The sequence below is a fragment of the Martinezella sp. CNPSo 3732 genome, from assembly GCF_057784515.1.
In genome coordinates, this window is the sequence record NZ_JBXSOO010000002.1 from 234,476 (window position 1) to 259,946 (window position 25,471).

Annotated in this window: 22 protein-coding genes and 1 tRNA gene; 14 read left to right on the forward strand and 9 right to left on the reverse strand. The window is 59.6% G+C overall.

Going from position 1 to position 25,471, the window contains the following annotated elements; genetic code table 11:
• Positions 1 to 84 precede the first annotated feature (84 nt).
• The 5 genes from iolB to AC13RM_RS06020 all read right to left on the reverse strand — a co-directional run bounded on the left by iolB (position 85) and on the right by AC13RM_RS06020 (position 6,799).
• Positions 85 to 882 carry a 5-deoxy-glucuronate isomerase gene (gene iolB / locus AC13RM_RS06000; protein ID WP_374815961.1) on the reverse strand — a complete coding sequence of 266 codons (798 nt, stop codon included), beginning with the start codon at positions 880 to 882 and terminating at the stop codon, positions 85 to 87.
• A 70-nt stretch (positions 883 to 952) separates the two neighbouring features.
• Positions 953 to 1,870 (reverse strand): myo-inosose-2 dehydratase, encoded by a 918-nt coding sequence (gene iolE, locus AC13RM_RS06005; protein WP_374815963.1) that lies wholly within the window; start codon positions 1,868 to 1,870, stop codon positions 953 to 955.
• A gap of 66 nt (positions 1,871 to 1,936) precedes the next feature.
• The gene (gene iolD / locus AC13RM_RS06010; protein ID WP_374815965.1) at positions 1,937 to 3,787 is read right to left on the reverse strand and encodes a 3D-(3,5/4)-trihydroxycyclohexane-1,2-dione acylhydrolase (decyclizing); all 1,851 of its coding nucleotides are present in this window, start codon (positions 3,785 to 3,787) and stop codon (positions 1,937 to 1,939) included.
• Positions 3,788 to 3,812: 25 nt separating this feature from the next.
• The gene (locus AC13RM_RS06015; RefSeq protein ID WP_374815967.1) at positions 3,813 to 5,747 is read right to left on the reverse strand and encodes a bifunctional 5-dehydro-2-deoxygluconokinase/5-dehydro-2-deoxyphosphogluconate aldolase; all 1,935 of its coding nucleotides are present in this window, start codon (positions 5,745 to 5,747) and stop codon (positions 3,813 to 3,815) included.
• A gap of 179 nt (positions 5,748 to 5,926) precedes the next feature.
• On the reverse strand, positions 5,927 to 6,799 hold the full coding sequence (locus tag AC13RM_RS06020) for a MurR/RpiR family transcriptional regulator (RefSeq protein ID WP_285173576.1): 873 nt from the start codon (positions 6,797 to 6,799) through the stop codon (positions 5,927 to 5,929).
• 233 nt (positions 6,800 to 7,032) lie between these two features.
• On the opposite strand from AC13RM_RS06020, the gene AC13RM_RS06025 reads away from it, so the two are divergent.
• From AC13RM_RS06025 to AC13RM_RS06035, 3 genes are all read left to right on the forward strand, one after another.
• On the forward strand, positions 7,033 to 8,151 hold the full coding sequence (locus AC13RM_RS06025; RefSeq protein WP_374815970.1) for a Gfo/Idh/MocA family protein: 1,119 nt from the start codon (positions 7,033 to 7,035) through the stop codon (positions 8,149 to 8,151).
• Positions 8,152 to 8,294: 143 nt separating this feature from the next.
• Positions 8,295 to 9,512 carry an NAD(P)/FAD-dependent oxidoreductase gene (locus tag AC13RM_RS06030; protein WP_374815972.1) on the forward strand — a complete coding sequence of 406 codons (1,218 nt, stop codon included), beginning with the start codon at positions 8,295 to 8,297 and terminating at the stop codon, positions 9,510 to 9,512.
• A gap of 129 nt (positions 9,513 to 9,641) precedes the next feature.
• A tRNA-Ser gene (locus AC13RM_RS06035) sits at positions 9,642 to 9,731 on the forward strand.
• Positions 9,732 to 9,802: 71 nt separating this feature from the next.
• Here AC13RM_RS06035 and AC13RM_RS06040 read toward each other — a convergent pair.
• A complete protein-coding gene (locus tag AC13RM_RS06040) occupies positions 9,803 to 10,717 on the reverse strand; it encodes a LysR family transcriptional regulator (RefSeq protein ID WP_374816070.1) in 915 nt (304 codons plus the stop codon).
• Between the two features lie 119 nt (positions 10,718 to 10,836).
• Between AC13RM_RS06040 and AC13RM_RS06045 the strand changes: the two genes are divergently transcribed.
• The 4 genes from AC13RM_RS06045 (at position 10,837) to AC13RM_RS06060 (ending at position 15,007) form a co-directional block, all read left to right on the forward strand.
• A complete protein-coding gene (locus AC13RM_RS06045; protein WP_285173572.1) occupies positions 10,837 to 11,565 on the forward strand; it encodes an SDR family oxidoreductase in 729 nt (242 codons plus the stop codon).
• Positions 11,566 to 11,637: 72 nt separating this feature from the next.
• A complete protein-coding gene (locus AC13RM_RS06050) occupies positions 11,638 to 11,889 on the forward strand; it encodes an Atu4866 domain-containing protein (RefSeq protein ID WP_374816257.1) in 252 nt (83 codons plus the stop codon).
• Positions 11,890 to 12,430: 541 nt separating this feature from the next.
• Positions 12,431 to 13,492: a porin gene (locus tag AC13RM_RS06055; RefSeq protein ID WP_113229498.1), complete on the forward strand. Its 1,062-nt coding sequence runs from the start codon at positions 12,431 to 12,433 to the stop codon at positions 13,490 to 13,492.
• A gap of 447 nt (positions 13,493 to 13,939) precedes the next feature.
• A complete protein-coding gene (locus AC13RM_RS06060) occupies positions 13,940 to 15,007 on the forward strand; it encodes a porin (protein WP_113229499.1) in 1,068 nt (355 codons plus the stop codon).
• A 125-nt stretch (positions 15,008 to 15,132) separates the two neighbouring features.
• On the opposite strand, the gene AC13RM_RS06065 is transcribed toward AC13RM_RS06060, so the two are convergent.
• Both AC13RM_RS06065 and AC13RM_RS06070 read right to left on the reverse strand, forming a co-directional pair.
• Positions 15,133 to 16,026, reverse strand: a complete 894-nt coding sequence (locus AC13RM_RS06065) for an alpha/beta fold hydrolase (RefSeq protein ID WP_374816073.1) — start codon at positions 16,024 to 16,026, stop codon at positions 15,133 to 15,135.
• Between the two features lie 126 nt (positions 16,027 to 16,152).
• Positions 16,153 to 18,204, reverse strand: coding sequence for a lytic transglycosylase domain-containing protein (locus tag AC13RM_RS06070; protein ID WP_374816075.1), 2,052 nt, complete (start codon positions 18,202 to 18,204; stop codon positions 16,153 to 16,155).
• Positions 18,205 to 18,420: 216 nt separating this feature from the next.
• Here AC13RM_RS06070 and dapA point away from each other — a divergent pair, with 216 nt between their 5' ends.
• On the forward strand, positions 18,421 to 19,305 hold the full coding sequence (dapA, locus tag AC13RM_RS06075) for a 4-hydroxy-tetrahydrodipicolinate synthase (RefSeq protein WP_113229502.1): 885 nt from the start codon (positions 18,421 to 18,423) through the stop codon (positions 19,303 to 19,305).
• Between the two features lie 134 nt (positions 19,306 to 19,439).
• Entirely contained in the window at positions 19,440 to 19,919 is a 480-nt protein-coding gene (gene smpB / locus AC13RM_RS06080) for an SsrA-binding protein SmpB (protein ID WP_015339291.1), read from the forward strand.
• A 296-nt stretch (positions 19,920 to 20,215) separates the two neighbouring features.
• On the opposite strand, the gene AC13RM_RS06085 is transcribed toward smpB, so the two are convergent.
• Positions 20,216 to 20,800, reverse strand: a complete 585-nt coding sequence (locus tag AC13RM_RS06085; RefSeq protein ID WP_113229503.1) for a LabA-like NYN domain-containing protein — start codon at positions 20,798 to 20,800, stop codon at positions 20,216 to 20,218.
• A 310-nt stretch (positions 20,801 to 21,110) separates the two neighbouring features.
• Between AC13RM_RS06085 and rpoZ the strand changes: the two genes are divergently transcribed.
• From rpoZ to acpS, 5 genes are all read left to right on the forward strand, one after another.
• A complete protein-coding gene (gene rpoZ, locus AC13RM_RS06090; protein ID WP_069616142.1) occupies positions 21,111 to 21,509 on the forward strand; it encodes a DNA-directed RNA polymerase subunit omega in 399 nt (132 codons plus the stop codon).
• A gap of 100 nt (positions 21,510 to 21,609) precedes the next feature.
• A complete protein-coding gene (locus AC13RM_RS06095; RefSeq protein WP_113229504.1) occupies positions 21,610 to 23,841 on the forward strand; it encodes a RelA/SpoT family protein in 2,232 nt (743 codons plus the stop codon).
• 191 nt (positions 23,842 to 24,032) lie between these two features.
• Positions 24,033 to 24,182, forward strand: a complete 150-nt coding sequence (locus AC13RM_RS06100; RefSeq protein WP_015339295.1) for a DUF3563 family protein — start codon at positions 24,033 to 24,035, stop codon at positions 24,180 to 24,182.
• A gap of 220 nt (positions 24,183 to 24,402) precedes the next feature.
• Positions 24,403 to 24,990 (forward strand): DUF2062 domain-containing protein, encoded by a 588-nt coding sequence (locus AC13RM_RS06105; RefSeq protein ID WP_069616144.1) that lies wholly within the window; start codon positions 24,403 to 24,405, stop codon positions 24,988 to 24,990.
• Positions 24,991 to 25,029: 39 nt separating this feature from the next.
• On the forward strand, positions 25,030 to 25,434 hold the full coding sequence (gene acpS / locus AC13RM_RS06110) for a holo-ACP synthase (protein WP_015339297.1): 405 nt from the start codon (positions 25,030 to 25,032) through the stop codon (positions 25,432 to 25,434).
• Positions 25,435 to 25,471: the final 37 nt, after the last annotated feature.

Below are 25,471 nucleotides of genomic sequence, written 5' to 3' on the forward strand. Positions count from 1 at the left end.
GAGAGGAGACTAGCCCTCATGGTGAGGAGGCCCAAAGGGCCGTCTCGAACCACGAGGGCGCGTCGTTGAGGACCTGAAGCTTCTTCAGGACTTCAGCAGCCACTCGTGCTCCGTGGCATTGTGGAATTTCCAGATACGCTTCGGGCCGGCCATGACATTCAAATAATAGAGATCGTAGCCGTGGCAGGCGGCGCAGGGGTGATATCCCCTAGGCACCAGCGTCACATCGCCATCCTCCAGCACCATGACTTCGTCCAGCGAGCGATCGTCCGTATAGACGCGCTGGAAGCCGAAGCCTTGCGGCGGGTTGAGGCGGTGGTAATAGGTCTCCTCCAGGAAGCTCTCGTTAGGGAGATTGTCCTGATCGTGTTTGTGCGGAGGGTAGGAGGAGGTGTGTCCGCCGGGCGTGATCACTTCCACGACGAGCAGCGAATGCGCCGCGCCATCGTCTTCCGGCATGATGTTGTTGACGTGGCGGACATTGGTGCCCTTGCCGCGCGTCAACGCCGGATGCGTGCCCGGCGGAATGGCGCGAGCTTCATAGGAGCCGCCGCCCGGGGCCGAGCAGACGGCCAGTTCCAGATCGGTCTCGGCGGTCACCGACCAGCTCGAGCCCGCTGGAATATAGAGCGCGTGGGGCGCTCCCTCGAAGGGACTCATGCGCCCGCCGAGCGAGCCGAAATCCTTTGCACCCGCCTTGGCGCTTCCCTTGCCACTGACCCAGACGAGGCAGACTTCGCGATCGCCGGTTTCGGCCGAAGCGGTTTCGCCCGGTTTCAGACGATGTAGGTCGAAGCCGACATAGGTCCAGCCGGCGCTTTCTGGCGTGACATGGGTGACACGGCCATGCGAGCCGCTAGGTTTGACCTTCAGATTGGGCATGGTCTTGCTCCATTGCTTGGAGAGTGCCCCTCGCCAACCTGTGACGGAGGAGAGGGGTGCTCGTCTTCCGTTATCCCTTGGGAAAGCCTTCGGTTTCAACCGTGTAGCCTGCGGCCGTCATCACGCGCATCAGCTCGGCATGGCCGATCTCGGCCATCTTTTGCGGCGGCGCCTTGCGCGGATCCTGTTCGGCTTCGACCACGAACCAGCCTTCATAGCCGTAATCGGCGAAGCGCTTGACGATCGCGCCGAAATCGAGCGAGCCATCGCCCGGCACCGTGAATGCGCCAAGCGCGACGGCATCGAGGAAGGACTGCTTGCTGCGATCCAGCCCGTCGACGACCGACTTGCGGATATCCTTGACGTGGACATGGTTGATGCGGGCGTGGTGGTTGTCGATGGCGCGCAGTACGTCGCCGCCGGCAAAGGCGAGGTGACCGGCATCGAGCAGCAGCGGAATGCCTTCGCCGGAATTGCGCATGAAGGCATCGAGTTCCGGCTCGGTTTCGACCGCGGCTGCCATATGATGGTGATACGAGAGCGGCATGCCTTGGTCGGCACACCATTCGCCGAACTCGGTGACGCGGCGGGCGTAGGCCTTCATCTCGTCATCCGAAAGGCGCGGCTTGGTGGCGAGCGGCTTGGAGCGGTCGCCCTGGATGGAGCGGCCGACTTCGCCATAGACGATGCAAGGCGCGTTGACCGCCTTGAACAGTTCGATCATCGGCGCGATGCGATCCTTGTTGGCGGCAAGCGCCTCGTTGACGAGGGTGCCGGAGAACCAGCCGCCGCAAAGCGTCACGTCGGCGGCACGCAGGATCGGCAGCATCTCATCAGGGTTGCTAGGGAAGCGCCGGCCCTGTTCCATGCCGGTGAAGCCCGCGCCGCGCGACTGGCGCAGGCATTCTTCCAGAGATACGTCGTCGCTGAGCTCAGGAAGATCGTCGTTCCACCAGGCGATGGGCGACATGCCGAGTTTGGCCTTCATCAATGGTCTCCTTGAAAAAGCTGTCGGAGGAGCCGAAAGCTCCTCCAGAAACAGGACGGAAATGGATCAGCCGATGCGCTGGGCGGCGCGGGCTTGTTCGTAAGCCGCGCGGGCCTTGTTGACCTCGGCGCGAGGGCTGACTTCGGGAACGGCGACATCCCACCAGTGGCCGCCTTCATCCGTGGTGATCAGCGGGTCGGTGTCGATGACGATGACCGAGCTGCGGTCGTTCTTCTTCGATGCTTCGATGGCCTGTTCCAACTCGGCGATGGAGGAAACCTTGACCGCAATCGCACCCATGCTCGCCGCATGCGCTCGGAAGTCGATCTCCGGCATCACTTCGAAGCGCGAGTCCTTCAAGAGGTTGTTGAAGTTCGCGCCACCGGTCGCCATCTGCAGGCGGTTGATGCAGCCATAGCCGCGGTTGTCGAGGAGAACGACCGTGATCTTCAGGCCGAGCATGACAGAGGTCGCCAGTTCGGAATTCAGCATCATGTAGGAGCCGTCGCCGACCATGACGACGACATCCTTCTCCGGCCGCGCCATCTTGACGCCAAGCCCGCCGGCAATCTCATAGCCCATGCAGGAGAAGCCGTATTCCATGTGGTAGCTGCCCGGCGCCGTCGCCGGCCAAAGCTTGTGCAACTCGCCGGGCAGGCCGCCGGCAGCACAGACGAGGATGCTGTCCTTGCCGCCTAGCGTGCGGGTAACGGCGCCAATGACCTGGGCGTCGGAGGGCAGGGCGGCATTGGTCGTCGCCATCGCCTTGGCGGCAGCTTCCATCCAGATCTTCTTTTCCCGTGTCGCCTTTTCGGCGAGCGATGCCGGCGCGCGCCAGCCCGTCAGGCCGGCGGAAAGCGCCTTCAGCCCTTCGCGCGCATCTGTCACCAGTGGGTGACTGTTGTGTTTCAGCGCGTCATAGGCCGCAATATTGAGGCCGATCATGGCCAGCTTTTCGTTCTTAAACAGCGCCCAGGAGCCGGTGGTGAAGTCCTGGCAGCGGGTTCCCACAGCAATCACCAGATCGGTATCCTCGGCAATGGCATTGGCCGCCGAGGTGCCCGTCACGCCAACAGAGCCGAGCGCGAGGGGATGCGTCTCGTCGATGGCCGATTTGCCGGCCTGCGTGACAACGACGGGAATATCATGGGCTTCGGCGAAAGCGGCGAGTTCCTTCGTCGCCTGCGAATAGAGCACGCCGCCGCCGGCGAGAATGACGGGCTTTTCCGAACGACGGATCAGCGAGATGGCGCTGGCGAGTTCGTCGGCATCCGGCTGCGGTCGGCGCTGGGTCCAGACATGCTCTTCGAAAAAGCTTTCGGGATAATCATAGGCTTCGGCCTGTACGTCCTGGCAGAGCGAGAGGGTCACCGGGCCGCAATCGAGGGGATCGGTCAGCACCTGCATGGCGCGCTTCAGCGCCGATATGATCTGTTCCGGGCGGGTGATGCGGTCGAAATAGCGGGAGACCGGGCGGAAGGCGTCATTGGCCGACACGGTGCCGTCACCGAAATCCTCGATCTGCTGCAGTACCGGATCGGGGGCGCGATTGGCAAAGACGTCGCCGGGCAGGAAGAGGACCGGAATACGGTTGACGTGGGCGACGCCGGCGGCTGTCACCATATTCAGTGCGCCGGGGCCGATGGAGGTCGTGCAGGCCATGAAACGCTGACGAAAGCTCGCCTTGGCATAGGCGATGGCGGCATGGGCCATGCCCTGCTCATTGTGGGCGCGGAAGGTCGGCAGCTCCTCGCGCACCTGATAGAGTGCCTCACCGATACCGGCGACATTGCCGTGACCGAAGATAGCCCAAACGCCACCGAAGATCGGCTGCTTTTGCCCGTCGATGATGGTCATCTGCTTCTTGAGGAAATGCGTGACGGCCTGCGCCATCGTCAATCGGATCGTCTTGCCCATCGGGCGCCTCCCAAATGCTTGTTACTTACACGCCGCGGGTTTTAAGCCACGCTTGCGTCAGTTGCCGGAAGCGGCCGGCCATATCGGCAATCGCTTCCTCGTCGTTCATGCCGCCCGACAGCCATGCGCGGGCCGCATCGGAGAAGATGGTTCGCCCGACGGCGAAGCCCTTGACTGAAGGGGCTGCCAGCGTCGCCTCGAAACTGCGGATCAATTCCTCCGCCGGCGCCTCCAGGCCGAGCAGCACGATACCGCGGCACCATGGATCATTTTTGGCGATCACGGCATCGATTTTTTTCCAGGCTGATGCCGATTCCTGCGGCTCCAGCTTCCACCAGTCCGGCTTGATGCCGAGAGCGTAGAGCTCTTCCATGGCAGTCGGGATCGTGTCGTCGGTTAGTGGTCCATTCTTGCCAGCGATGATCTCGACGAGCAGTTCGCGGCCGACCTTGCGCGCGGCTTCGAACAGCGTCCGCAGCTTCTCCTGCTGCTCCGCCTTCAGCTCCTTTGGATCGTCCGGATGGTAGAAGCAAAGGCATTTGATGCAATGATTAAGCGGCCATTCGACAAGCTGCGAGCCGATATCCTGGCTGAATTCGAATTTCAGCGGTTTCGATCCCGGCAACTCCACAGGGCGGCCGATCCAGGAGAAATTCTTGGTTGCCGCATCGAAGAAGGCGTCGCGCCCGAAGCGTTCATCGATCAGCATGCCATAGCCAGGGCGGCCGTCGGCCACACGCGCCGCAGCCTCGACCGCGAGCCGCTTGAAGGCGACGATCCTGTCGTAACCGACGCTTAGCTCGTCGCAGACGCTGACGAGCTGCGAACGGTGGTCGATCGCAAGCGCCATCAGCAGCGGGATTTCGTCGCTGCGGCGCGTCGTTGCCCAGTGGATGTGGTTGATCGCCTCATCCTTGCGCAGCGCCCGGTGCTTGCTGCCCGTCCTCAGGAAGAAATCGAGCTCAGCCCACGTCGGATATTCCGGCGAGCAGAGCAGGCGGGAAACGGCGAAGGCGCCGCATGCATTCGCCCAGGTGGCGCAGGTCTTCAAGGGCTCGCCGCGGAGATAACCGCGCAGGAAGCCGGACATGAAGGCGTCGCCCGCGCCGAGAACGTTGAAGACCTCGATCGGGAAACCCTGGCCGACGATACCGGCTTCGAGATCGTCGGAGATCGGACCGTCGTAGACGATGCAGCCCATGGCGCCGCGCTTCAGTACGATGACGGCGGACGAGAGGCGGCGGATTTCCTTGAGCGCGCCGAGCACGTCGTCGGCACCGGAGGCGATCATGATCTCTTCTTCGGTGCCGACGATCAGGTCGCAATCCGGCAGCGTCTCCTTCATTTTGGAGGACACGCGTTCCGACTTCACATAGCGCTCGAAACCTTCGGCGTGGCCGGCGAGGCCCCAAAGGTTCGGCCGGTAATCGATGTCGAAGATCACCTTGCGGCCGTGCGCCTTGGCGATGCGGATCGCCTTGCGCTGTGCCGCCTCGGTATTGGGCTTGGAGAAATGCGTGCCGGAGACCAGAACGGCGCCCGAGGACTTGATGAAGCCTTCGTCGATATCGTCTTCATTCAGCGCCATGTCGGCGCAGTCTGAGCGATAGAAGATCATCGGCGAGACGCCCTCGGCCTCGACCGCCAACAGCACCAGTGCTGTCAGCCGCTCCTTGTCCGTCGCGATCCCATCGACGGCCACGCCCTCGCGTGCCGCCTGTTCGCGGATGAAGCGGCCCATCTGCTCGTCGCCGACACGGGTGATGAGGCCGGATTTCAGGCCGAGCCGCGCGGTGCCAATGGCGATATTGGCCGGGCAGCCGCCAACCGACTTGGCAAAAGAGGCTATGTCTTCCAGGCGCGAGCCGATCTGCTGGCCGTAAAGGTCGACGGAGGATCGGCCGATAGTGATCACATCGAGTTTTGTCTCCGGCTGACCGCCCGGATTGTCGTGTGCCATAATGTCCTCCCGTCGGGGCATGACCTCTTCTGCTTTTCAGCCCGCGCCGAGATCATGCGTTATTGAAAGTGCCGGTGCTCGTTTCGTCCCGGCTGCTATGGATCTAGCGGCCATCTCCCGCGGCCGTGATCTTGGTTGTAGTGAAACATTGGTTCCGAGATTTTGTCAATTCGGAATGTTTATTCCATTTTCGTTTTATCGGCTTTTGTTGCAGCTTTTCGCCGGCGCTCGGCAATGGCAACCGGAAAGGCCATGATCAGCGCCATCGATGCCGACAACGAGCGGAAACCGGCAAAATCGGCTTCCGCCACTTCAAACCAGTAGTCCGCGCAAGCGGTAAGCGGCGAAAAAGCCGAATCGGTAATGGCGATGACCGGCACGTCGCGCGAGGCGAGATCCTGTGCCTGCGCCAGGCTATCGGCTGCATAGGGCGAAAAGCTCGCGGCGATCGCGGCATCCTTCTCCGTGGCGAAGCGGGTTATCTCGCCGTCAATGCCGTTCGGCGAGGCGACGATCTGGTGACGTATGTTGAGCTTGGAAAAGGCATAGGTCATATGTGCCGTCAGCGGATAGGAGCGGCGCTTGGCGATCAGATAGATCGTCTCGGCCGCTGCAAGCACGTCGACGGCTTTGGCGAAGGTGTCGGTCTCGATGGTTGCGGCGAGCTTGCTGACGGATTGGCTCGCCGCAGAGAGGAAGCCGGAGAGAATGCTGGCTTCTTCGTTCTCTACGCCGGAGCGTTCTAGCGTTACCAGCCGCTCCTCATAGCTCAGCGTCCGGTCGCGCAGCCGTTCGCGAAAGATACTCTGAAGATCGGAAAAGCCCTCATAGCCGAGGTGACGGGCAAGGCGCACCAGCGTGGAGGGTTGAACTTCGGCGGCCGCGGCAATGCTGGCTGTCGTGCCGAAGGCGATCTCATCGGGATTGCCGAGCGCAAAGGCGGCAACCTGGGCCAATCGCTTGGGCATGGCATTCTTGCGCTCTATGATGGTGCTGCGCAGGCTTTCGAAGTCGCGTGGTACCTTGGTCTGCGTCTCGATATTGTTGTCCATGCACCGTCCTTCAGTTCCCCCAATGCCCGTAATGAAACAAACGTTCCATATTTCCAACGATACCGGATTTTGAATCGTTCGGCACGAATAATTTTAAGTTTATGATTTTAAATAGATAAATATGGATTCTTGCGTGCGGAAGAGATGCTGAAGCCATGAGTGTGCTTGTCAAAACGGTCTAAATATTCCAAAAATCGCGCAACTTCGGGAGCGGATTTGAGGAGGAAGGGCAAATGAAGCCGTTGGGCGTTGGATTGATCGGCACCGGTTATATGGGAAAATGCCACGCGCTGGCCTGGAATGCGGTGAAGACCGTATTCGGTGACGTCGCGCGGCCGCGCCTGGTGCATCTCGCCGAAGCCAATGCCGATCTGGCAAAGGCGCGCGGTGACGAATTCGGCTTCGAAAAGGCAACGGCCGATTGGCGCGAGCTGATCGCAGACCCGGATGTCGACGTCGTCTCGATCACTACCCCCAACCAGTTCCACCCGGAAATGGCGATCGCAGCCCTTGAAGCTGGCAAGCACGTCTGGTGCGAGAAGCCGATGGCGCCCGCTTATGGCGATGCCGAACGCATGCTGGCTGCAGCCAAGGCCTCGGGCAAAGTCGCCATCCTCGGTTACAATTATATCCAGAACCCGGTGATGCGGCATATCAAGTCGCTGATCGCAGAAGGGGCGATCGGCACGGTCAATCACGTTCGCGTCGAGATGGATGAAGATTTCATGGCCGATCCGAACGGTCTCTTCTATTGGAAGAGCGAACTTGCTTCCGGTTACGGCGCTTTGGATGATTTCGCCGTGCATCCGCTTTCGCTTCTTTGGTTCCTGTTGGGCCATGTCGAGGCCGTGATCACCGACATGGTGAAGCCCTATGCCGAACGGCCGTTGAAGGATGGCGGCAGCCGCGCCGTTGAAAACCACGATCTTGCCAATGTGCTAATGCGCCTCGACGGCGGCATTTCCGCCGTGCTGATGGCCAATCGCTCGGCCTGGGGCCGCAAGGGCCGGATCGCGCTGCAGATCTTCGGCTCCAAGGGCTCGATCTCCTATGACCAGGAGCGCATGAACGAATTCGAGCTCTATCAGGCCGAGGGCAGGGACAGCGAACAGGGCTTCCGCAAGGTGCTGGCCGCACCGGCGCACAAGCCCTATGACCGTTTCATCCCGGCGCCCGGTCATGGTCTCGGCTTCAACGATCTGAAGATCATCGAGTGCCGGGAGCTGATCCGCGCCATATCAGGCGAGGCTGCGTCAGTCGTCGCTTTCAAAGACGGCCTGCGCATCGAAAAATCGGTGCACGCCATGGCCCAATCCTTCCACGAACGCCGCTGGGTCGAAATATCAAGCTGAACGTTTGGCCTAATTTTCTCCCGATCCGGGGCGCAGGGTCAGCCGCGATTGACGCTTGCGGATGCAGGCGTTACCCCTGAAGTCCATAGGCAGCCTTCCGCGCAGCGCGGAAGGAGCGCCATAATAACAATGGAGTACGGATCGTGACGGGCAGATTGGTCATTGTTGGGGCCGGGCAGGCGGGTTTCGCGCTCGCTGCCAAATTGCGCGGGTTGGGTGATTCGCGGCCGATCACCATCGTCGGTGCCGAAGAGAACCTTCCCTATCAGCGACCGCCACTGACCAAGAAGTATCTGCTGGGCGAGATGACTTTCGATCGTCTGCTGTTCCGGCCTGAACATTGGTATGCCGATAATAATGTCGAGATCCGCCTGTCCACCTGGGTCGAGCAGATCGATCGCGCCGCAAAGCAGATCGTCATGCAGGACGGCTCCAGGCTGGATTACGAGACGCTGGCGCTTGCGACGGGCTCGACGCCCCGCCGCCTGCCGCCCTCCGTCGGCGGCGCGCTCGAAGGTGTCTATCTCGCCCGTGACAAGCGCGATGCCGATCTTCTTGCCGGCGAAATGCGCCCTGGGCGCCGGGTGCTCATCATCGGCGGCGGCTATATCGGGCTCGAAGCGGCCGCAGTGGCGCGCCATCGCGGCCTCGAAGTGACCCTCATCGAGATGGGCGACAGGATACTGCAGCGTGTCGCCGCCAAGGAAACCGCCGACATTTTCAGGGCCATTCATCAAAAGCACGATGTCATCATTCGCGAAAAGATCGGCCTGAAGCAGCTCATCGGTCGCAACGATCATGTCACCGCTGCCGAATTGTCCGACGGGTCTACCATCGATGTCGATTTCGTCGTGGTTGGCATCGGCGTCGCTCCCAATGACAGACTTGCCAAGGAGGCCGGCCTTGAGGTCGGCAACGGCATCGTCGTCGATTCGTTCGCCCGCACCTCCGATCCCGCAATCTTGGCCATGGGTGATTGCGTGGAGCTGCCATGGGAGGGCGGCCGTATCAGGCTCGAATCCGTGCAGAATGCCGTCGACCAGGCGGAAGCCGCGGCGGGAATCATAGCTGGCAACGAAAAGGCCTATGACCCGAAGCCGTGGTTCTGGTCGGATCAATACGATGTGAAGCTGCAGATCGCCGGTTTCAATCTTGGTTACGACGAGACATTGCTGCGGCCGGGTGCTCGCGAGGGCGCGGCCTCCGTCTGGTATTTCAAGCAGGGTCGTTTCATCGCGGTCGACGCCATAAACGATGCAAAGGCCTATGTTACCGGCAAGAAGCTGCTGGAAAGCGGCGCCAATCCATCCAGGGAGATCCTTGCCGACCCCGCCGCGGATTTGAAGCAGCTGCTGGCTTGATGTGAATTTTCGAGCCGGCCGGACCATGCTTCGGCCGGCAATTGCCTGTTGCTGAATCACGGAAAGAACGTACACAAGCGCGAAAAAGCGCTTGCGTCGATAAATGAATGGCCCTATCAGGGCCGCACCGGAGAGGTGGCCGAGTGGTCGAAGGCGCTCCCCTGCTAAGGGAGTATACCAGAAATGGTATCGTGGGTTCGAATCCCATCTTCTCCGCCATTTTGACTCAATTGTCATCATCAGCAGACGGCCCGCGATGCCGGTTCCGCCAAATACAGCAAAACCGGATATTATAGAGAATCGCGGCCTGCAAAGCCTTCGTAGCGTTTCAGATGTGCTATGAGCGCGCGCAGCTTGGGAGCCATGTTCCGTCGGTTGGGATAGTAGAGGTAGAAGCCCGGGAAATAGGGGCAATATTCCTCGAGGATCGGCACCAGCTCGTTTCTGCCGATGAAGGTGCGGAAGCTTTCTTCCATCCCGAATGTGATTCCCGCTCCGGCGATAGCCAGCCTGATCATCACGCTCATGTCATTCGTCGTCACCTCCGGCGCGACCTCCACGCGGAATTCCTTGCCTTCTTCGGCAAACTCCCAGCGATAGGGGACAGCCTTTGGCGAGGGGCGCCAGCCTATGCATCGATGCATGGAGAGCTCTTTCGGATGCCGGGGGATTCCGAATCGATCGCGATAGACAGGCGAGCAGACGGCCAATTGCCGCTCCTTACCGGCGACGGGTACGGCAATCATGTCCTGCTCGATGACTTCGCCAAGCCGGACGCCCGCGTCATAGCCTTCTGACACGATGTCGAATTCCTCGTCCGTGACAGTAATATCGAGTTGGATTTCGGGGTTGGCGGCCGCGAAGCCCGCGAGAAAATCGCCGGAGAGAAATCGCTCCGCGATCGACGAGACGGCAAGCCGTAATTGACCGCGGGGCCGCGTCCGCAAAGTGTCCGTCTTTTCCATCGCGGTGCGTATGTCAGAGACTGCCGGCTCCACCTCCGCGTAGAGCCGTTCGCCGGCCTCCGTCAGGCTGACGCTGCGGGTTGTGCGCTGTAGCAGCGCGATACCCAGGCTCTCCTCCAATCGCCGGATGGTCTGGCTGACTGCCGAGCGGGTGACGCCGAGCCTATCGGCCGCGGCGCGAAAATTGCGCTCCTGAGCGACAAGGATGAAGACGGCGAGAGCATTGAGATCGGGCCACATTGGTAACTACTACTTTCCAAGCTGTCACTGAATGGATGGCTTATCACGACAATGAGGCTCTGTATCCTCCCTATAGCCGGTTCCAGGAGAGAACCGTTCACATAGCAAGGAGTGATCGCATGCCTATCGATAAAGTCGTTCTCATTACGGGTGCCTCCAGCGGCATCGGTGCGGGCATCGCCCGCGAACTCGCTTCCGCCGGCGCAAAGGTCATGCTCGGCGCCAGGCGTATCGACAGATTGGAAGCATTGGCAGCCGAGATTCGGGAAATGGGCGGCACGGTTATGACCCGCCGGCTCGATGTCACCGATAGGGCTGACGTTGCCGCCTTTGCAGAGGCGGCACGCGCGGCTTGGGGAAGCGTTGATGTGATCGTCAACAATGCCGGCATCATGCCGCTTTCCCTGATGGCTTCGATGAAAGTCGAGGAATGGGACAGAATGGTCGACGTCAACATCAAGGGCGTGCTTCATGGCATTGCGGCGGTCCTGCCGGAAATGACGGCGCGCGGCTCCGGCCACATCATCAACATCGCTTCGATCGGGGCTTTGGCCGTCTCTCCGACCGCCGCCGTCTATTGCGCGACCAAGTATGCCGTTCGGGCGATCTCCGATGGGCTGCGCCAGGAATGCCGCGATATCCGGGTCACCTGCATCCATCCGGGCGTCGTCGAGAGCGAGCTGGCCGATACGATCACCGATCCGGTAGCAGTCGAAGCGATGAAATCCTATCGAGCCGTGGCGCTGGCGCCCGATGCCATCGGTCGGGCGGTGCGTTTCGCCGTCGAGCAGCCCGATGATGTCGATGTCAATGAGATCGTCGTTCGCCCGACGCGGGCGACACATTGATTCGCGGTCTCTTTGCTCTCACCCTGGCCGGCCCGCGTCGTATTCGCGCCGCCTGCGCTTTCCGAGGATCGAATTGAAATGAAGAAACCGATACATGCTTACGTCGGCATGTGGACGACTGCCGACAATCATATCCGTCATGAACTCCTGCCACACGGCCGATATATCGAAGCGCGGGGAAGCCGTGAGCGTGCCTATCAGGGGCGCTACGCGGTGACGGGCGATCATATCGACTATTGGGACGATACAGGTTTCACCGCCGATGGCGATTTCATCGATGGCGTGCTCCATCACGCCGGAATGATCCTCTATCGAAGGAAATGACGTGTAGAGCGATATCTGGTCGCTGGCGGTTTGGCCTTTGCTCGATGCCTGCACGTCGCAGTCGAATCGGCCATTTCAGGGAATCACCCGCGTCCTTGCGTCGTTTTGGGACGCGGGCCGGGCCTAACAGTGGTTGTCGATACCGGGAAGGCCGGCGAAGAAGCGTCATACAGAGCTTACCAAACCCAGCAAAATCCGCCGGTTAGCCATGGAAAGGCCATTCGAGTGCCTTTTTCCAATTAGCGGCGACCGTTTTCACTGCGCACGTAAGTGCCGGTAGATTAAGGAGTTTCTTAATGAAGTCTAAATAATTGCGGCCGCCGTGTTGCTGACTTGTGTCCTTTCGGCAACAGGGCTTGCGGAAGGCTTACGCAAATCCCCCGTTCCGCGAAAATGTCGATTGCGTGACAGTGCACGTCTTGTATTTTCACTCTCGGAAGCGAGGGCGATTGATCGTCCACTTCTTGAAACACGAGGATGGGACAGGGAATACCTTCGGGTAGTTCTCATTCTCGATATAAAACTTTGACTGGAGGTCAATATGAACATCAAGAGCCTTCTTCTCGGCTCCGCTGCCGCGCTCGTGGCAGTTTCCGGTGCTCACGCGGCTGACGCTATCGTCGCTGCTGAGCCGGAGCCGCTCGAATACGTCCGCATTTGCGACGCATACGGTGCTGGTTACTTCTTCATCCCGGGCACGGAAACCTGCCTCAAGATCGGCGGTAAGGTTCGTACCGAAGGTCAGTGGTATGACGCTTACAATCCTGACAGCCACCTGGGCACGCTGTGGCACACTCGTGCTGAGCTCCGCCTGCAGACGGCAACCGATACCGAATACGGCCCGCTGAAGACCAACACCGAAATTCGTTGGGACTGGAACGACGGCAACGCCACCAAGACGAACCTGCTGCACGCCAGCATCAGCCTCGGCGGTTTCACCGTTGGTAAGGAAGACTCGGAGTTCAACGTCTTCACCGGTTATGCCGGCGACGTCATCAACGACGACGTGGTCTATGACGGCCCGTACGAACTGAACCAGATCACCTACAACTATGATGCCGGCAACGGTTTCACGGCTGTGATCTCGCTCGAAGACAGCAACTCCGGCACGGGCGCGACCGGTGCAAACGGCGAAGACAGCACGAACCACTACCTGCCTGACGTTGTTGCAGGTGCCGGCTTCAAGTCTGGTGCATGGGGCTTCAAGGTCGTTGGCGGTTACGACTCGATCGTCGAAGAAGGCGCTATCAAGGCTCGTGTCGATGCTGACTTCGGTGCGTTCTCGGCTTTCTTGATGGGCGGCTGGAACACCGATGGCGACAAGCTGAACAAGTACGCCGGTGCAAACGGCGCTGGTCCGGCTTCCAACATCGGCTGGGGTGATTGGGCTGTCTGGGGCGGCGTTGGCGTTCCGGTCAACGAAAAGCTGAAGTGGAACCTCCAGCTCGCCTACACCGACTCCAAGATCTTTGCCGCCACGACGAACGTCAAGTGGAACCCGGTCAAGAACCTGCTCATCGAGCCGGAAGTCTCCTACACCAACTGGGACTCCATCAATCAGGACCAGTGGGCTGGTATCCTCCGCTTCGAGCGCTCGTTCTAATCTGATTTGACTTCGGTCATTTGAGATTTCTCACTACGGTGATGGAAAGCCCGGCCAATGGCCGGGCTTTCTTAATTTGAGAATATCGACAAATTAGAATGCAGTCTTGAGAGTGCTCTATACTCTTTTTCGACGCGATCGACCCGTGGTCGCGTGTATTTTTAGCGTAATCTTAAGTAACTGTGAGCTGGGACGTGTCGGCAATATGACAGTTTTGCGACGTGATTTTTGTGCAACGCACTCGTTTGAAACCGCCGTCACAATTGTTCATAGTTTATCTCTGATATTGCTCTGAAAAAAACGATCTGTAGGTTCCAAATCGGAAACGAGACTTAGTGTCTTGGTTCTCCCAGATCAGGGGTCAACTTTTAAAACCAGGTGGGTAGGGCGCGTCGATTTTCTCGGCGTGAATTGTCATACCTGATCGATATTGGAACTGGAGTTACTATGAACATCAAGAGCCTTCTTCTCGGCTCCGCTGCTGCGCTGGCAGCAGTATCCGGTGCTCATGCTGCTGACGCGATTGTCGCTGCTGAGCCGGAGCCGCTGGAATACGTCCGCATCTGCGATGCATATGGCGCTGGCTACTTCTTCATCCCGGGCACCGAAACCTGCCTCAAGATCGGCGGCCGTGTCCGTACCGAAGGCGGCTGGTACAACGCCTACAAGGCTGGCCAGGACGCTGGTGGCCGCGGTACCTATTGGCATACCCGCGCTGAACTCTCTCTCGACACTGCCACCGACACCGAATACGGCCCGCTGAAGACCAATACCGTTGTTCGTTGGGACTGGAATGACGGCAATGCGACCACGACCAAGCTGCTTTGGGCCAACATCAGCCTGGGCGGTTTCCTCGTCGGTAAGGCCGATTCGGTCTACTCGACCTTCCTCGGCTACGCCGGCGACGTCATCAACGACGACGTGATCGAATACGGCATCAACGGCACCGACGAACTGAACCAGTTGACCTACAAGTATGACGCCGGCAACGGCTTCACGGCTGTGATCTCGCTGGAAGATTCCAATTCCGGCACGGGCGCGACCGGTGCAAACGGCGAAGATAGCACGAACCACTACCTGCCTGACGTCGTTGCCGGTGTTGGCTACAAGGCCGGTGCCTGGCAGTTCCGCGTTGTCGGCGGCTACGACTCCATCGTCGAGGAAGGCGCCGTCAAGGCTCGCGTCGATGCCGATTTCGGCGTTCTCACCGCTTTCGTTATGGGCGGCTGGAACACGGATGGCGACAAGCTCAACAAGTATGCCGGTGCCGGCGGTGCTGGTCTCGGCTGGGGTGACTGGGCTGTTTGGGGCGGTGTTGGCGTTCCGATCAACGAAAAGCTGAAGTGGAACCTGCAGCTTTCCTACGATGACCTGAAGACTTTCGCCGCGACCACGAACGTCAAGTTCAACCCCGTCAAGGACCTGCTGATCGAGCCGGAAGTGACCTACGTCAACTACGACGCCGTCAACAAGGACACCTGGGCTGGTATCCTGCGCTTCCAGCGTGTGTTCTAATTCGGTTCGCCGAACAAGTTTGACAAATCTTCTGGTCAGACCTCCGATCAGAAGAGGAAAGGCCCGGTTTCCCAACCGGGCCTTTTGCTTTGGGCAGGTGTCGAACAGTGCGCGGGTGCCTGTTGTCAAAACTCCGAGATGAAATGTCGGATCGCATCCGGGACATCGCCCAAATGTAAAATCGGGGCATGTCCTTGCCCTCTCGCGATCTTAATGACCATCTCCGGATGGCGCCTTGCCATCTCGTCCGTTGTGATCTGTGTCAGAAGCTTCGAATTCTCGCCACGAATCACCATCAGCGGAATATCTTGAAACGCTTGGAATTGCGGCCACAGGTCTGGAATCGGCGCTTCCAGGTCGAGTGCCTGCATCTGCGCTGCGATGGCAGGATCGTAATCGGCAACCGGCTTGCCGTCGCGAAAGGCATAGATTGCCCGTGCCATGTCCTGCCAATCCTCTTCGTCAAGCGCGCCAAAGGCGCCGCCATGATTCTCCCGTAGGATCTCGATCGCCTCGTCCCAATTGGCGGGTTTCTTGTCCCGATTGAGATAACCGCGGATATCCGCCAATCCGATCTTCTCAAGGACTGGACCGATATCGTTAAGAATTACCGCCTTCAGGATATCCCGCCGGCTGGCTGCGAGCATGTGCAGAACCAATCCGCCGCGCGACGTGCCGATGAAGATCGCCTGATGAATCCCGAGCGCAGCGCAGACCGTGAGGACATCTTGCCCTTCCACGATGAGATTGTAGCGGGATTTGTCCTTATCCCATTCGGATGCCCCGCGTCCGCGGGCATCGAGCGTGATTACCCTGCGCGGGGCTGCCGGGTCCTGGGACAGAAGCAGCGCCAGTTGATGAAAGTCCCGAGAGTTGCGCGTCAGGCCGGGCAGGCAGAAGACGGGTGTTCTGGCCTTCGTGATCGTCTCATCGCCGGCATAGTCCCGCACATGGAGCTTCAGGCCATCTTCCGCTGCGATCGTTCTGGCAAGAAAACCGCTTTCGTCGTCGCTGCGCATGCGCCATCCCTCGTACCTTGGCTGTCACGAGGGATGTAACGTCATTTCCGCAGCCTACACAACTACGGTTGTTGGCTGAAGCATATCGCGCAAGGCCGGGCGGCACCTTCGCGATAGTGATCGGCCTTAGCCGCGGCCGTCGACCAGATCGTGTACGATATCGGTCTTCTGTCCCAGCCGGGCCTTGTAGACCTGATAGTTTTCCATCACGCGCTGCACGTAGTTGCGGGTCTCGGGGAAGGGGATGCGCTCGATCCAGTCGATCACATCGTCGAGCGACTTGCCGCGCGGATCGCCATAGCGGCTGATCCATTCCGGCACCTTGTTCGGCCCTGCATTGTAAGCGATGAAGGTCAGGATGTAGGAGCCGCCGAAGGTGTCGATCTGCTCGCCGAGATAATGGGCGCCGAGCGTGGCGTTGTAGCCGGCATCCTGCGTCAGCTTGTCGGCGGAATAGGTTATGCCGTGCCGGCCGGCAACGGCCTTTGCCGTCTTCGGCAGCAACTGCAGCAGGCCGCGGGCATTGGCAGAGGAGATTGCGGCCGGATTGAAGGCGCTCTCTTGCCGGGCAATGGCATAGGCGAGCGCCTTGCCGGAGCCGGAAATATTGGCATTGTCCGGAATGACGCCGATCGGGAAGGCGAGGGCTGCGACCTCGATGCCGCGCCCATAGGCAATCTTGCCGATCTGCAGCGAAAGCTGATGATTGCCGGAACGTTCGGCACGGGCGGCCAGCATGGCGACTTCGCCGGGGCTATCCAGCTGTTTGGCGAGAGCGCGATAGAGCGCGTCGGCACGCCATCCGTGTCCTGCGGCCTCAAGCCGCGAAATCGCCTGTACCGCCTCGCGTCCCTGGAAGCGCTGACGATCCGTAGCCGAGGGCGAGGGATAGGTGACGTTAAGGGTGCGGCGGCCAAGTTTCTCGGCAGCAAGCTGGCCGTAGAAGGTGCTCGGATAGGAAGCGGCCTTCGTGTAAAAATCGGCCGCCTTGCCCGGTCCGCCAGCTTCGGCGGCGCGGCCGAGCCAATACCAGCCGCGCGATTGCGAGATCGGTCCGTTCGAGACCTGCAGGATCTTGCGGAAATGGGCTGACGCGTTTGTGCCGTCCTGCAGCCCGCGCAGAGCGTACCAGCCGGCATGGAATTCGGCCTCGCCGACATCCTGCGGGCTTTCCGCGACGCTGGCGTCGACGACGCGATAGGCGGCCTTGAATTCACCTTGATCCACCAGGCCGCGGCTGACGATGCGCTGTTCGGCCCACCATGCGCCGGGGCTGACGAGCACATTCGGGTCACGCGGCATTTGCGCCAGAAGATTGGCGGCATCGTCATATTTGTTCTGGCGACGCAGGTTTTCGATCCGCATGAAGAGATAGGCGGGGTCCCTGCGCCATTGCGCGTCGATGGACGCAATCAGTGCATCAGCCTTCGGCGAGCGATCATTGACCGCCGCCCATGCCTTGTAGAGCGATTGCGCCCTGCCGAGGTCGCCGAAGCGTTTGGCCTGCGCGGTCCGGTCGCGATAAAGCAGATAATCCATGCGCGCCTTGTGATCGGCAGGCGAAAGCAGGCTGGGGAATTCCGCAAGGATCTTGTCTTCGAGAGCCTTGTCCAATGGCTCATCGCGCCAGATCTTGCGGATCAGCTTTGCGGCCTGCGCCGACGCGCCGCGTGCCATAAGGGCACGCGAGAGGATGATGCTGCCCTCCACGGTCTCCGGCTGCGAGTTGCCGAAGGCGGCAAGGACTTGATCCGTTGCCGGGTTTTCTGTGTAGAGCGCCCGCTCGGAATTGGCACGCAGGCTGCCGAGGCCCGGCCAGCCCTGAAGCTCGCGGGCGGCGGCGGCAATCTCGCCGGAGGGAATGCCCGGTTGGCCCGAAGTCGCGATTGCCCAGGTCAGGATATGGCGATCGAGCGTGCCTTCGTCCATGCCGTTGCGGATGGCGAGCGCCTGCATCGGGTTCTTGTTGGAAAGGGCATCGAGGCCTGCTTTCAGGTCGCCGCTGACGGGGGCGATAGCCCCGCTGCGCGGGATCGCGGCCGTGCTCATGGGGTCCGGCGCCATGGCGACATAGGCATTGGCGCTCGTCGGTATCTGCTGGCCGGGAAGTTGCGAGGCAACCGCGCCCCAGGCGACCGCCAAGCCCACGGCGGTCCAGATCATGACAGGTCTCTTCATCCGGCTACTCACAAAACAAAAGGCCCCTTCCATTTGCCAAATGCAATATTAACGAAACCTTACCGGTGGCCCGAATTTCAATCAATTATGATATCGGAAACTGCCCTTAACCATTCAAAGCGTGCTTGTCGCCGTCAAGCCGGCGCTTTATGGTGCGCGGATTCATAACCATGGATTGCGGCTGAAGCATGAATGCCGCGCCGCTAGGAGACTTGCATGTTCCAGGGATCCATTCCCGCTCTCGTGACGCCCTTTACTGACGCCGGCAAGGTGGACGAGGCTTCCTTCGTCTCGCATGTCGATTGGCAGATAAAAGAGGGCAGCAAGGGACTGGTGCCCGTGGGTACGACGGGTGAATCTCCCACCCTCTCGCATGATGAACACAAGCGCGTCGTCGAGCTCTGCATCGAGATCGCCAACAAGCGCGTCCCGGTGATGGCAGGCGCTGGTTCGAACAACACACGTGAGGCGATCGAGCTGGCGCAGCACGCCGAAAAGGTCGGGGCTGATGCGGTGCTGGTTGTGACGCCCTATTATAACAAGCCGACGCAGAAGGGCCTCTACGCCCATTTCGCCGCAATCGCGGAAGCCGTGAAGCTGCCGATCTACATCTACAACATTCCCGGCCGCTCGGTCGTCGACATGACGCCGGAGACCATGGGCGCGCTTGCCAAGGCCTACGCCAATATCGTCGGTGTGAAGGATGCGACCGGCAAGATCGAGCGCGTGTCCGAGCAGCGCATCACCTGCGGCCGCGATTTCCGCCAGCTTTCCGGTGAGGATGCGACGGCGCTCGGCTTCAACGCCCATGGCGGTGTCGGCTGCATCTCGGTCACGGCCAACGTGGCGCCGCGTCTATGCGCGGAGTTCCAGGCGGCCACACTTGCTGGTGACTATGCCAAGGCTCTCGAATATCAGGATCGATTGATGCCGCTGCACAAGGCGATCTTTCTCGAGCCTGGCCTCTGCGGTGCCAAATACGGTCTCTCCCGCCTTGGCCGCATGAGCCGCAATGTGCGCTCGCCGCTGCTGTCGACCCTGGAGCCGGGCACGGAGGCGGCGATCGACGCGGCCTTGCGCCACGCCGGCCTCTTGAACTGAGACTTCACAAGCCTGCTACCGAAACTCTGCAGGGCCGCTCTCTTCACAAGGAGGGCGGTCTCGCTTATTTAGGGTGCAGGAACCTGGCGCGCCCTTAGCCGCTGCCGGAATGACGCAAGAAAAGAAGAAGAATCATGGCACCCAAAGGCAGCCAGCGCGTGGTGAATAAGGTCGTGGCGGAAAACCGCAAGGCTCGCTTCAACTACGAGATCATCGATACCTATGAGGCAGGGCTCGTGCTGATGGGCACGGAGGTGAAGTCGCTGCGTGAGGGCAAGGCCAATATCGCCGAATCCTACGCTTCGGACGAAGGCGACGAGATCTGGCTGATTAACTCCTATCTGCCGGAGTACCTGCAGGCGAACCGCTTCAACCACGAGCCGCGCCGCCGCCGTAAGCTATTGCTTTCCAGCCGCGAAATCGGCCGGCTGCGTTCGGCGATCAATCGTGAGGGCATGACCCTGGTACCGTTGAAAATCTATTTCAACGACCGTGGCCGCGCCAAGCTGGAACTGGCCCTTGCCAAGGGCAAGAAGCTGCATGACAAACGCGAATCCGAGAAGGAACGCGATTGGAACAGGCAGAAGAGCCGCCTGCTCAAGGACAATGGGTGAGGGTGAGGAGCGATCGGGCAAAGCCCGAGCAATCGATCCAGTGAATCGATTGCAGCGACGAACGCCCTGAGCCCTAGCGAAGGGCCGGCTGCTGCGGCAAACGCGAACGCTTCCGCCATGCACAGCTATCCCTGGGCAACTATAGCTGCACGTGAATCGATTGCAGCGACGAACGCCCCTTCGGCAGGCTCAGGATGCCCTAGCGAAGGGCCGGCTGCCGCGGCAAAGACGAAACGCTTCCGCCGCGCAACTAGTCTTCGGTAAACAACGCACCTATCTGATGCAGCCAGTCCCAATTATTCTTCGACATCCGAAGCGGCTGGTGTCGGTTCGGCGGGACGTTGTGGGCGCTCCGAAGCCTCACGGCCGATTTCCGCCTTCAGTGATACGAGATCGATGAAATGATCGGCCTGGCGGCGCAGGTCGTCGGCGATCATCGGCGGCTGGGTCGACATGGTCGAGATAACCGACACCTTGCGTCCACGGCGCTGGAGAGCTTCCACGAGGGTCGTGAAATCGCCGTCGCCGGAAAAGATCACCAGATGGTCGACGGTTTCGGATTGCTCCATGGCGTCGATCGCCAGCTCGATGTCCATGTTGCCCTTGATCTTCCGGCGGCCCATGGAATCGGTGAATTCCTTGGCCGGCTTGGTGATGACCTTATAGCCGTTATAATCGAGCCAATCGATCAGCGGGCGGATCGAGGAATATTCCTGATCTTCGATAAGTGCGGTGTAATAATAGGCGCGCAGGAGATATCCGCGTTTTTGAAATGCTTTCAGGAGCTTACGGTAATCAATATCGAAACCGAGGCTCTTGGATGCAGCGTAAAGATTGGCGCCGTCGATAAAGAGTGCAATTTTTTCGCGTGGGTCAAACATCGCTTACATATCCACTGTTATAAAAACGTAATCACTTCATTTAAAAGCAGCTAAAACAAGGCCTTGTAAGGCATTGCAGAATAATTCGTATTACTTTATGAATTATTCATATAATCGAGATTTAGGGCACGAAATGCGATATTCCAAGCAACCTCAGGTGGAAAACGCCGTTTGTCTAGGGGAATTTTAGCACTTTCCCAGAGGGTGCAAAGGCGCTGAAACAGGAAAAACTTGAATTTGCCATCGTTTGCTTGTATCGGCGTGCTACTCCGAGACATGATGACGACATCACGACCGCAAAGGACAGGCAATGGCCCGTGTCACAGTAGAAGATTGCATTGATAAAGTAGAGAACCGGTTCGAGCTCGTGCTGCTCGCCAGCCATCGCGCCCGCCTGATTTCGCAGGGCTCGTCGATCACCATCGATCGCGACAACGACAAGAACCCGGTCGTTGCTCTGCGCGAAATCGCCGACGAGACGCTGTCGCCGGACGATCTCAAGGAAGATCTCATCCATTCGCTGCAGAAGCATGTCGAAGTGGATGAGCCCGAGCCCGATCCTGCAAGCCTGCTCGCCGCCGGCGCTTCCGCCTCCAGCGACGAGGAAGAAGATCTGCCGGAAACCGTTACGTTCGATCAGATGTCGGAAGAAGAACTTCTGGCCGGTATCGAAGGTCTGGTTCCGCCGGAAAAAAGCGACGATTACTGATCGTCGACCTTGATGCTCCGGGCAGGAGCGATATGATGTGGAAATGCGTGCGCCGGTCATATGACTGGCGCGCTTTTGTTTTTGCTGGAGTAGCTTTGGAATGATGCGGCAATACGAGCTTGTCGAGCGCGTGCAGAAATACAAGCCCGATGCCAACGAAGCTCTCCTCAACAAAGCCTATGTTTATGCGATGCAGAAGCATGGCCAGCAGAAACGTGCCAGCGGCGACCCCTATATTTCCCATCCTCTGGAAGTTGCTGCCATCCTGACGGATATGCGCCTGGATGAATCGACCATCGCGGTCGCTCTTCTCCACGACACGATCGAGGATACGACGGCGACGCGTGCCGAAATCGACGAGATGTTCGGCGAGGACATCGGCCGTCTGGTCGAGGGCCTGACGAAGATCAAGAAGCTGGATCTCGTCACCAAGAAGGCCAAGCAGGCCGAAAACCTGCGCAAGCTGTTGCTCGCCATTTCCGACGACGTGCGCGTGCTTCTGGTGAAGCTTGCCGACCGCCTGCACAATATGCGCACGCTCGATCACATGTCGCCGGAAAAGCGCGCTCGCATCTCCGAAGAGACGATGGAAATCTATGCGCCACTTGCCGGCCGCATGGGTATGCAGGACATGCGCGAGGAGCTGGAGGAGCTTTCCTTCCGCCATATCAATCCGGAAGCGCATGACACCGTCACCAAGCGCCTGGAAGAGCTTTCGCGGCGCAACGAGGGCCTAGTCAAGAAGATCGAGACCGAACTGCGTGATCTGCTTGTTGCCAACGGCCTTGCCAACGCCATGGTCAAGGGCCGGCTGAAGAAGCCCTATTCGGTCTTTCGCAAGATGCAGTCGAAGTCGCTCTCCTTCGAGCAGCTTTCCGATGTCTACGGCTTCCGCCTTCTCGTCGACGATATCCCGTCCTGTTACCGTGCGCTCGGCATCGTGCATACCCGCTGGCGAGTCGTTCCCGGACGGTTCAAGGACTATATCTCAACGCCGAAGCAGAATGATTATCGCTCGCTGCATACAACGATCGTCGGGCCCTCCAGCCAACGCATCGAGCTGCAGATCCGCACGAAGCGTATGCATGAGATCGCCGAATTCGGTATTGCCGCCCACACGCTCTATAAGGATGGTACAAATAGCAACGGCAACGGTGCGGATGGTGAGCTCCTGTCGCGGGAAAGCAATGCCTATTCCTGGCTGCGCCACACGATCGAAGCGCTGGCCGAAGGCGACAGCCCGGAAGAATTCCTCGAGCACACGAAGCTCGAGCTGTTCCAGGACCAGGTCTTCTGCTTCACGCCCAAAGGCAAGCTGATCGCCCTGCCGCGCGGCGCGACGCCGATCGACTTTGCCTATGCTGTCCACACCAATATCGGCGACACCACAGTCGGCGCCAAGATCAACGGCCGCATCATGCCGCTGGTGACGCGGCTGAACAACGGCGATGAAGTCGAGATCATCCGCTCCGGCGTGCAGGTGCCGCCGGCCGCCTGGGAAGAGATTGTCGTGACAGGCAAGGCGCGCGCCGCGATTCGCCGCGCCACCCGGCTTGCCATCCGCAAGCAATATGCCGGCCTCGGCCACCGCATTCTGGAGCGCACCTTCGAGCGCGCCGGCAAAGTCTTCTCGCGCGATGCCCTGAAGCCGGCCCTACACCGCCTTGGCCAGAAGGACGTCGAGGATGCGATCGCTGCTGTCGGGCGAGGGGAGATGTCGTCGCTCGACGTTTTGCGCGCCGTCTATCCCGATCATCAGGATGAACGCGTGACCGTGAAGCCCGCCGGCGACGAGGGCTGGTTCAACGTCCGCAGCGCCTCGGGCATGATTTTCAAGATCCCGGGCAAGAACAAGGCCGAGATTTCCGACGGCGGCGATCTCGATGCGCCGCCGATCCGCGGCATCTCCTCGAATGTCGAGGTGCATTTCGCGCCGACCGGCGCCGTTCCTGGCGACCGTATCGTCGGCATCATGGAGAAGGGCAAGGGTATCACCATATATCCGATCCAGTCGCCGGTCCTGCAGCGGTTCGATGATGAGCCGGAACGCTGGATCGATGTGCGCTGGGATCTGGACGAAGCCAACAAGTCCCGCTTCGCCGCCCGCATTCTGATCAATGCCCTCAATGAGCCGGGCACCCTGGCAAAGGTGGCGCAGACCGTGGCGGATGTGGACGTCAATATCCGCGTGCTCAACACCGTTCGGGTTGCGGCCGATTTCACCGAAATGGCTCTCGACGTCGAAGTATGGGATCTGCGTCAGCTCAACCAGCTTCTGGTGCAGCTCAAGGAACTCGACTGTATTGCCACCGTCAAGCGCCTTTACGAGTGAGATCTGCCGGATTGCTGTCGGTCTGAGGCAGGCTGCATATTTTGTGATCATTTTATGACCAAATTCGAGCGTCTTTTCGGATAGATATGCAGTCTATGCATGGCTGTGTATATTTTAGAGCGGTGGTAATTAACCTTTGTCGCGCCTATCTTCTGGTCATCGAAGAAACGAAACTGAGATGAGAGAAGACAATGTTTAGCCCGATCAAGAAAATCGCCCGTGCCCTGCGTGTTCCGAGTGTTGAAGAGCGCGAAATGGCTTACCTGAATGGCTCGCATGACCGTTTTGACCTTGAGTATCGTCAGCGTCAGGTCGACCGCGGTCTGTTCCGCACGCGTTAATCGCTGCTAATACTTGAAAGACCAAGAGGGGCGCGTCGTTATTGCGCCCTTGGAGCATCCCGATCTTGCGGGATTGCTTCCGGTAAATGAAGAGAGCGCCCATTTTCTGCGCGTCGCGCAGATGACGTTCCAAAAAGAGCCGCACTTTCGGTTCTTAATCGGTGCATGATACGTTCGGTCGCTCTTGTCACGACGGCCCCCATTGCACTAGATAAGCCGCATGCTGTTTCGTCGCCGAAAACCACTGACATTCAAGGAAAAGTTGCGGGAGCACCTTTGGCCGCGCAAGGGTTTTGTCCGCTCGTTCCAATATTTCGGTAAACGCCTCGTTCGCCTTGCCGCTTCACCGCATTCGGTTGCAGCCGGCTTTGCAGCTGGTATCGTCGTGTCTTGGACACCGTTCATCGGTGTGCATTTCGTCATGGCGATCATCATAGCCTATCTCGTCGGCGGCAATGTTATTGCCTCCGCGCTCGGCTGTCTGGCTGCCGGCAATCCGATCACCTATCCCTTCATCTGGGCTTTGACCTGGGAAATCGGTCATCTGATCCTGGCGCGTGACAGCGGCGGCCAGGGCGGCAGCATCGATTTGCCGGCGCTGTGGCACAAGGGCGATCTCACGCAAATCTGGGATCCGGTTTTGAAGCCGATGCTGATCGGCGGCATTCCGCCCGCCATCGTGACGGGTGTGATCGTCTATGCGCTGACCTATTATGGTGTGAAGACATTCAAGACGCGCCGCAAGGAGCGCCTGATGGAACGTGCCCGCGAGCGGCTGGCGCTCGCCGAAAACGCATCGAGCGTCTGACGTGCCTGACCTCGTTCGGACCGCCAGGAGGGCCTTCCCATGATCATCGGCATAGGCAGCGATCTTATCGACATCCGCCGGGTCGAGAAGACGATCGAGCGTTTCGGCGCCCGGTTCACCGAGCGCTGCTTTACCGATATCGAGCGCGCCAAGTCCGAGCGCCGCAAAAACAAGGCGGCGTCCTATGCCAAGCGTTTTGCCGCCAAGGAAGCCTGCTCCAAGGCTTTAGGCACGGGATTGGCCCAGGGCGTCTTCTGGCGCGATATGGGTGTCGTCAATCTGCCAAGCGGTAAGCCGACCATGCAATTGACCGGCGGTGCCGCCGAAAGAGTGGCGGCCATGCTGCCACCAAATCATCGTGCCGCCATTCATTTGACGATAACGGATGATTTTCCTCTTGCTCAGGCCTTTGTGATCATCGAAGCGCTGCCGATGGATGCCTGAATCACGGCTGCATGTCGCTTTTGATCTCCGCGCCATT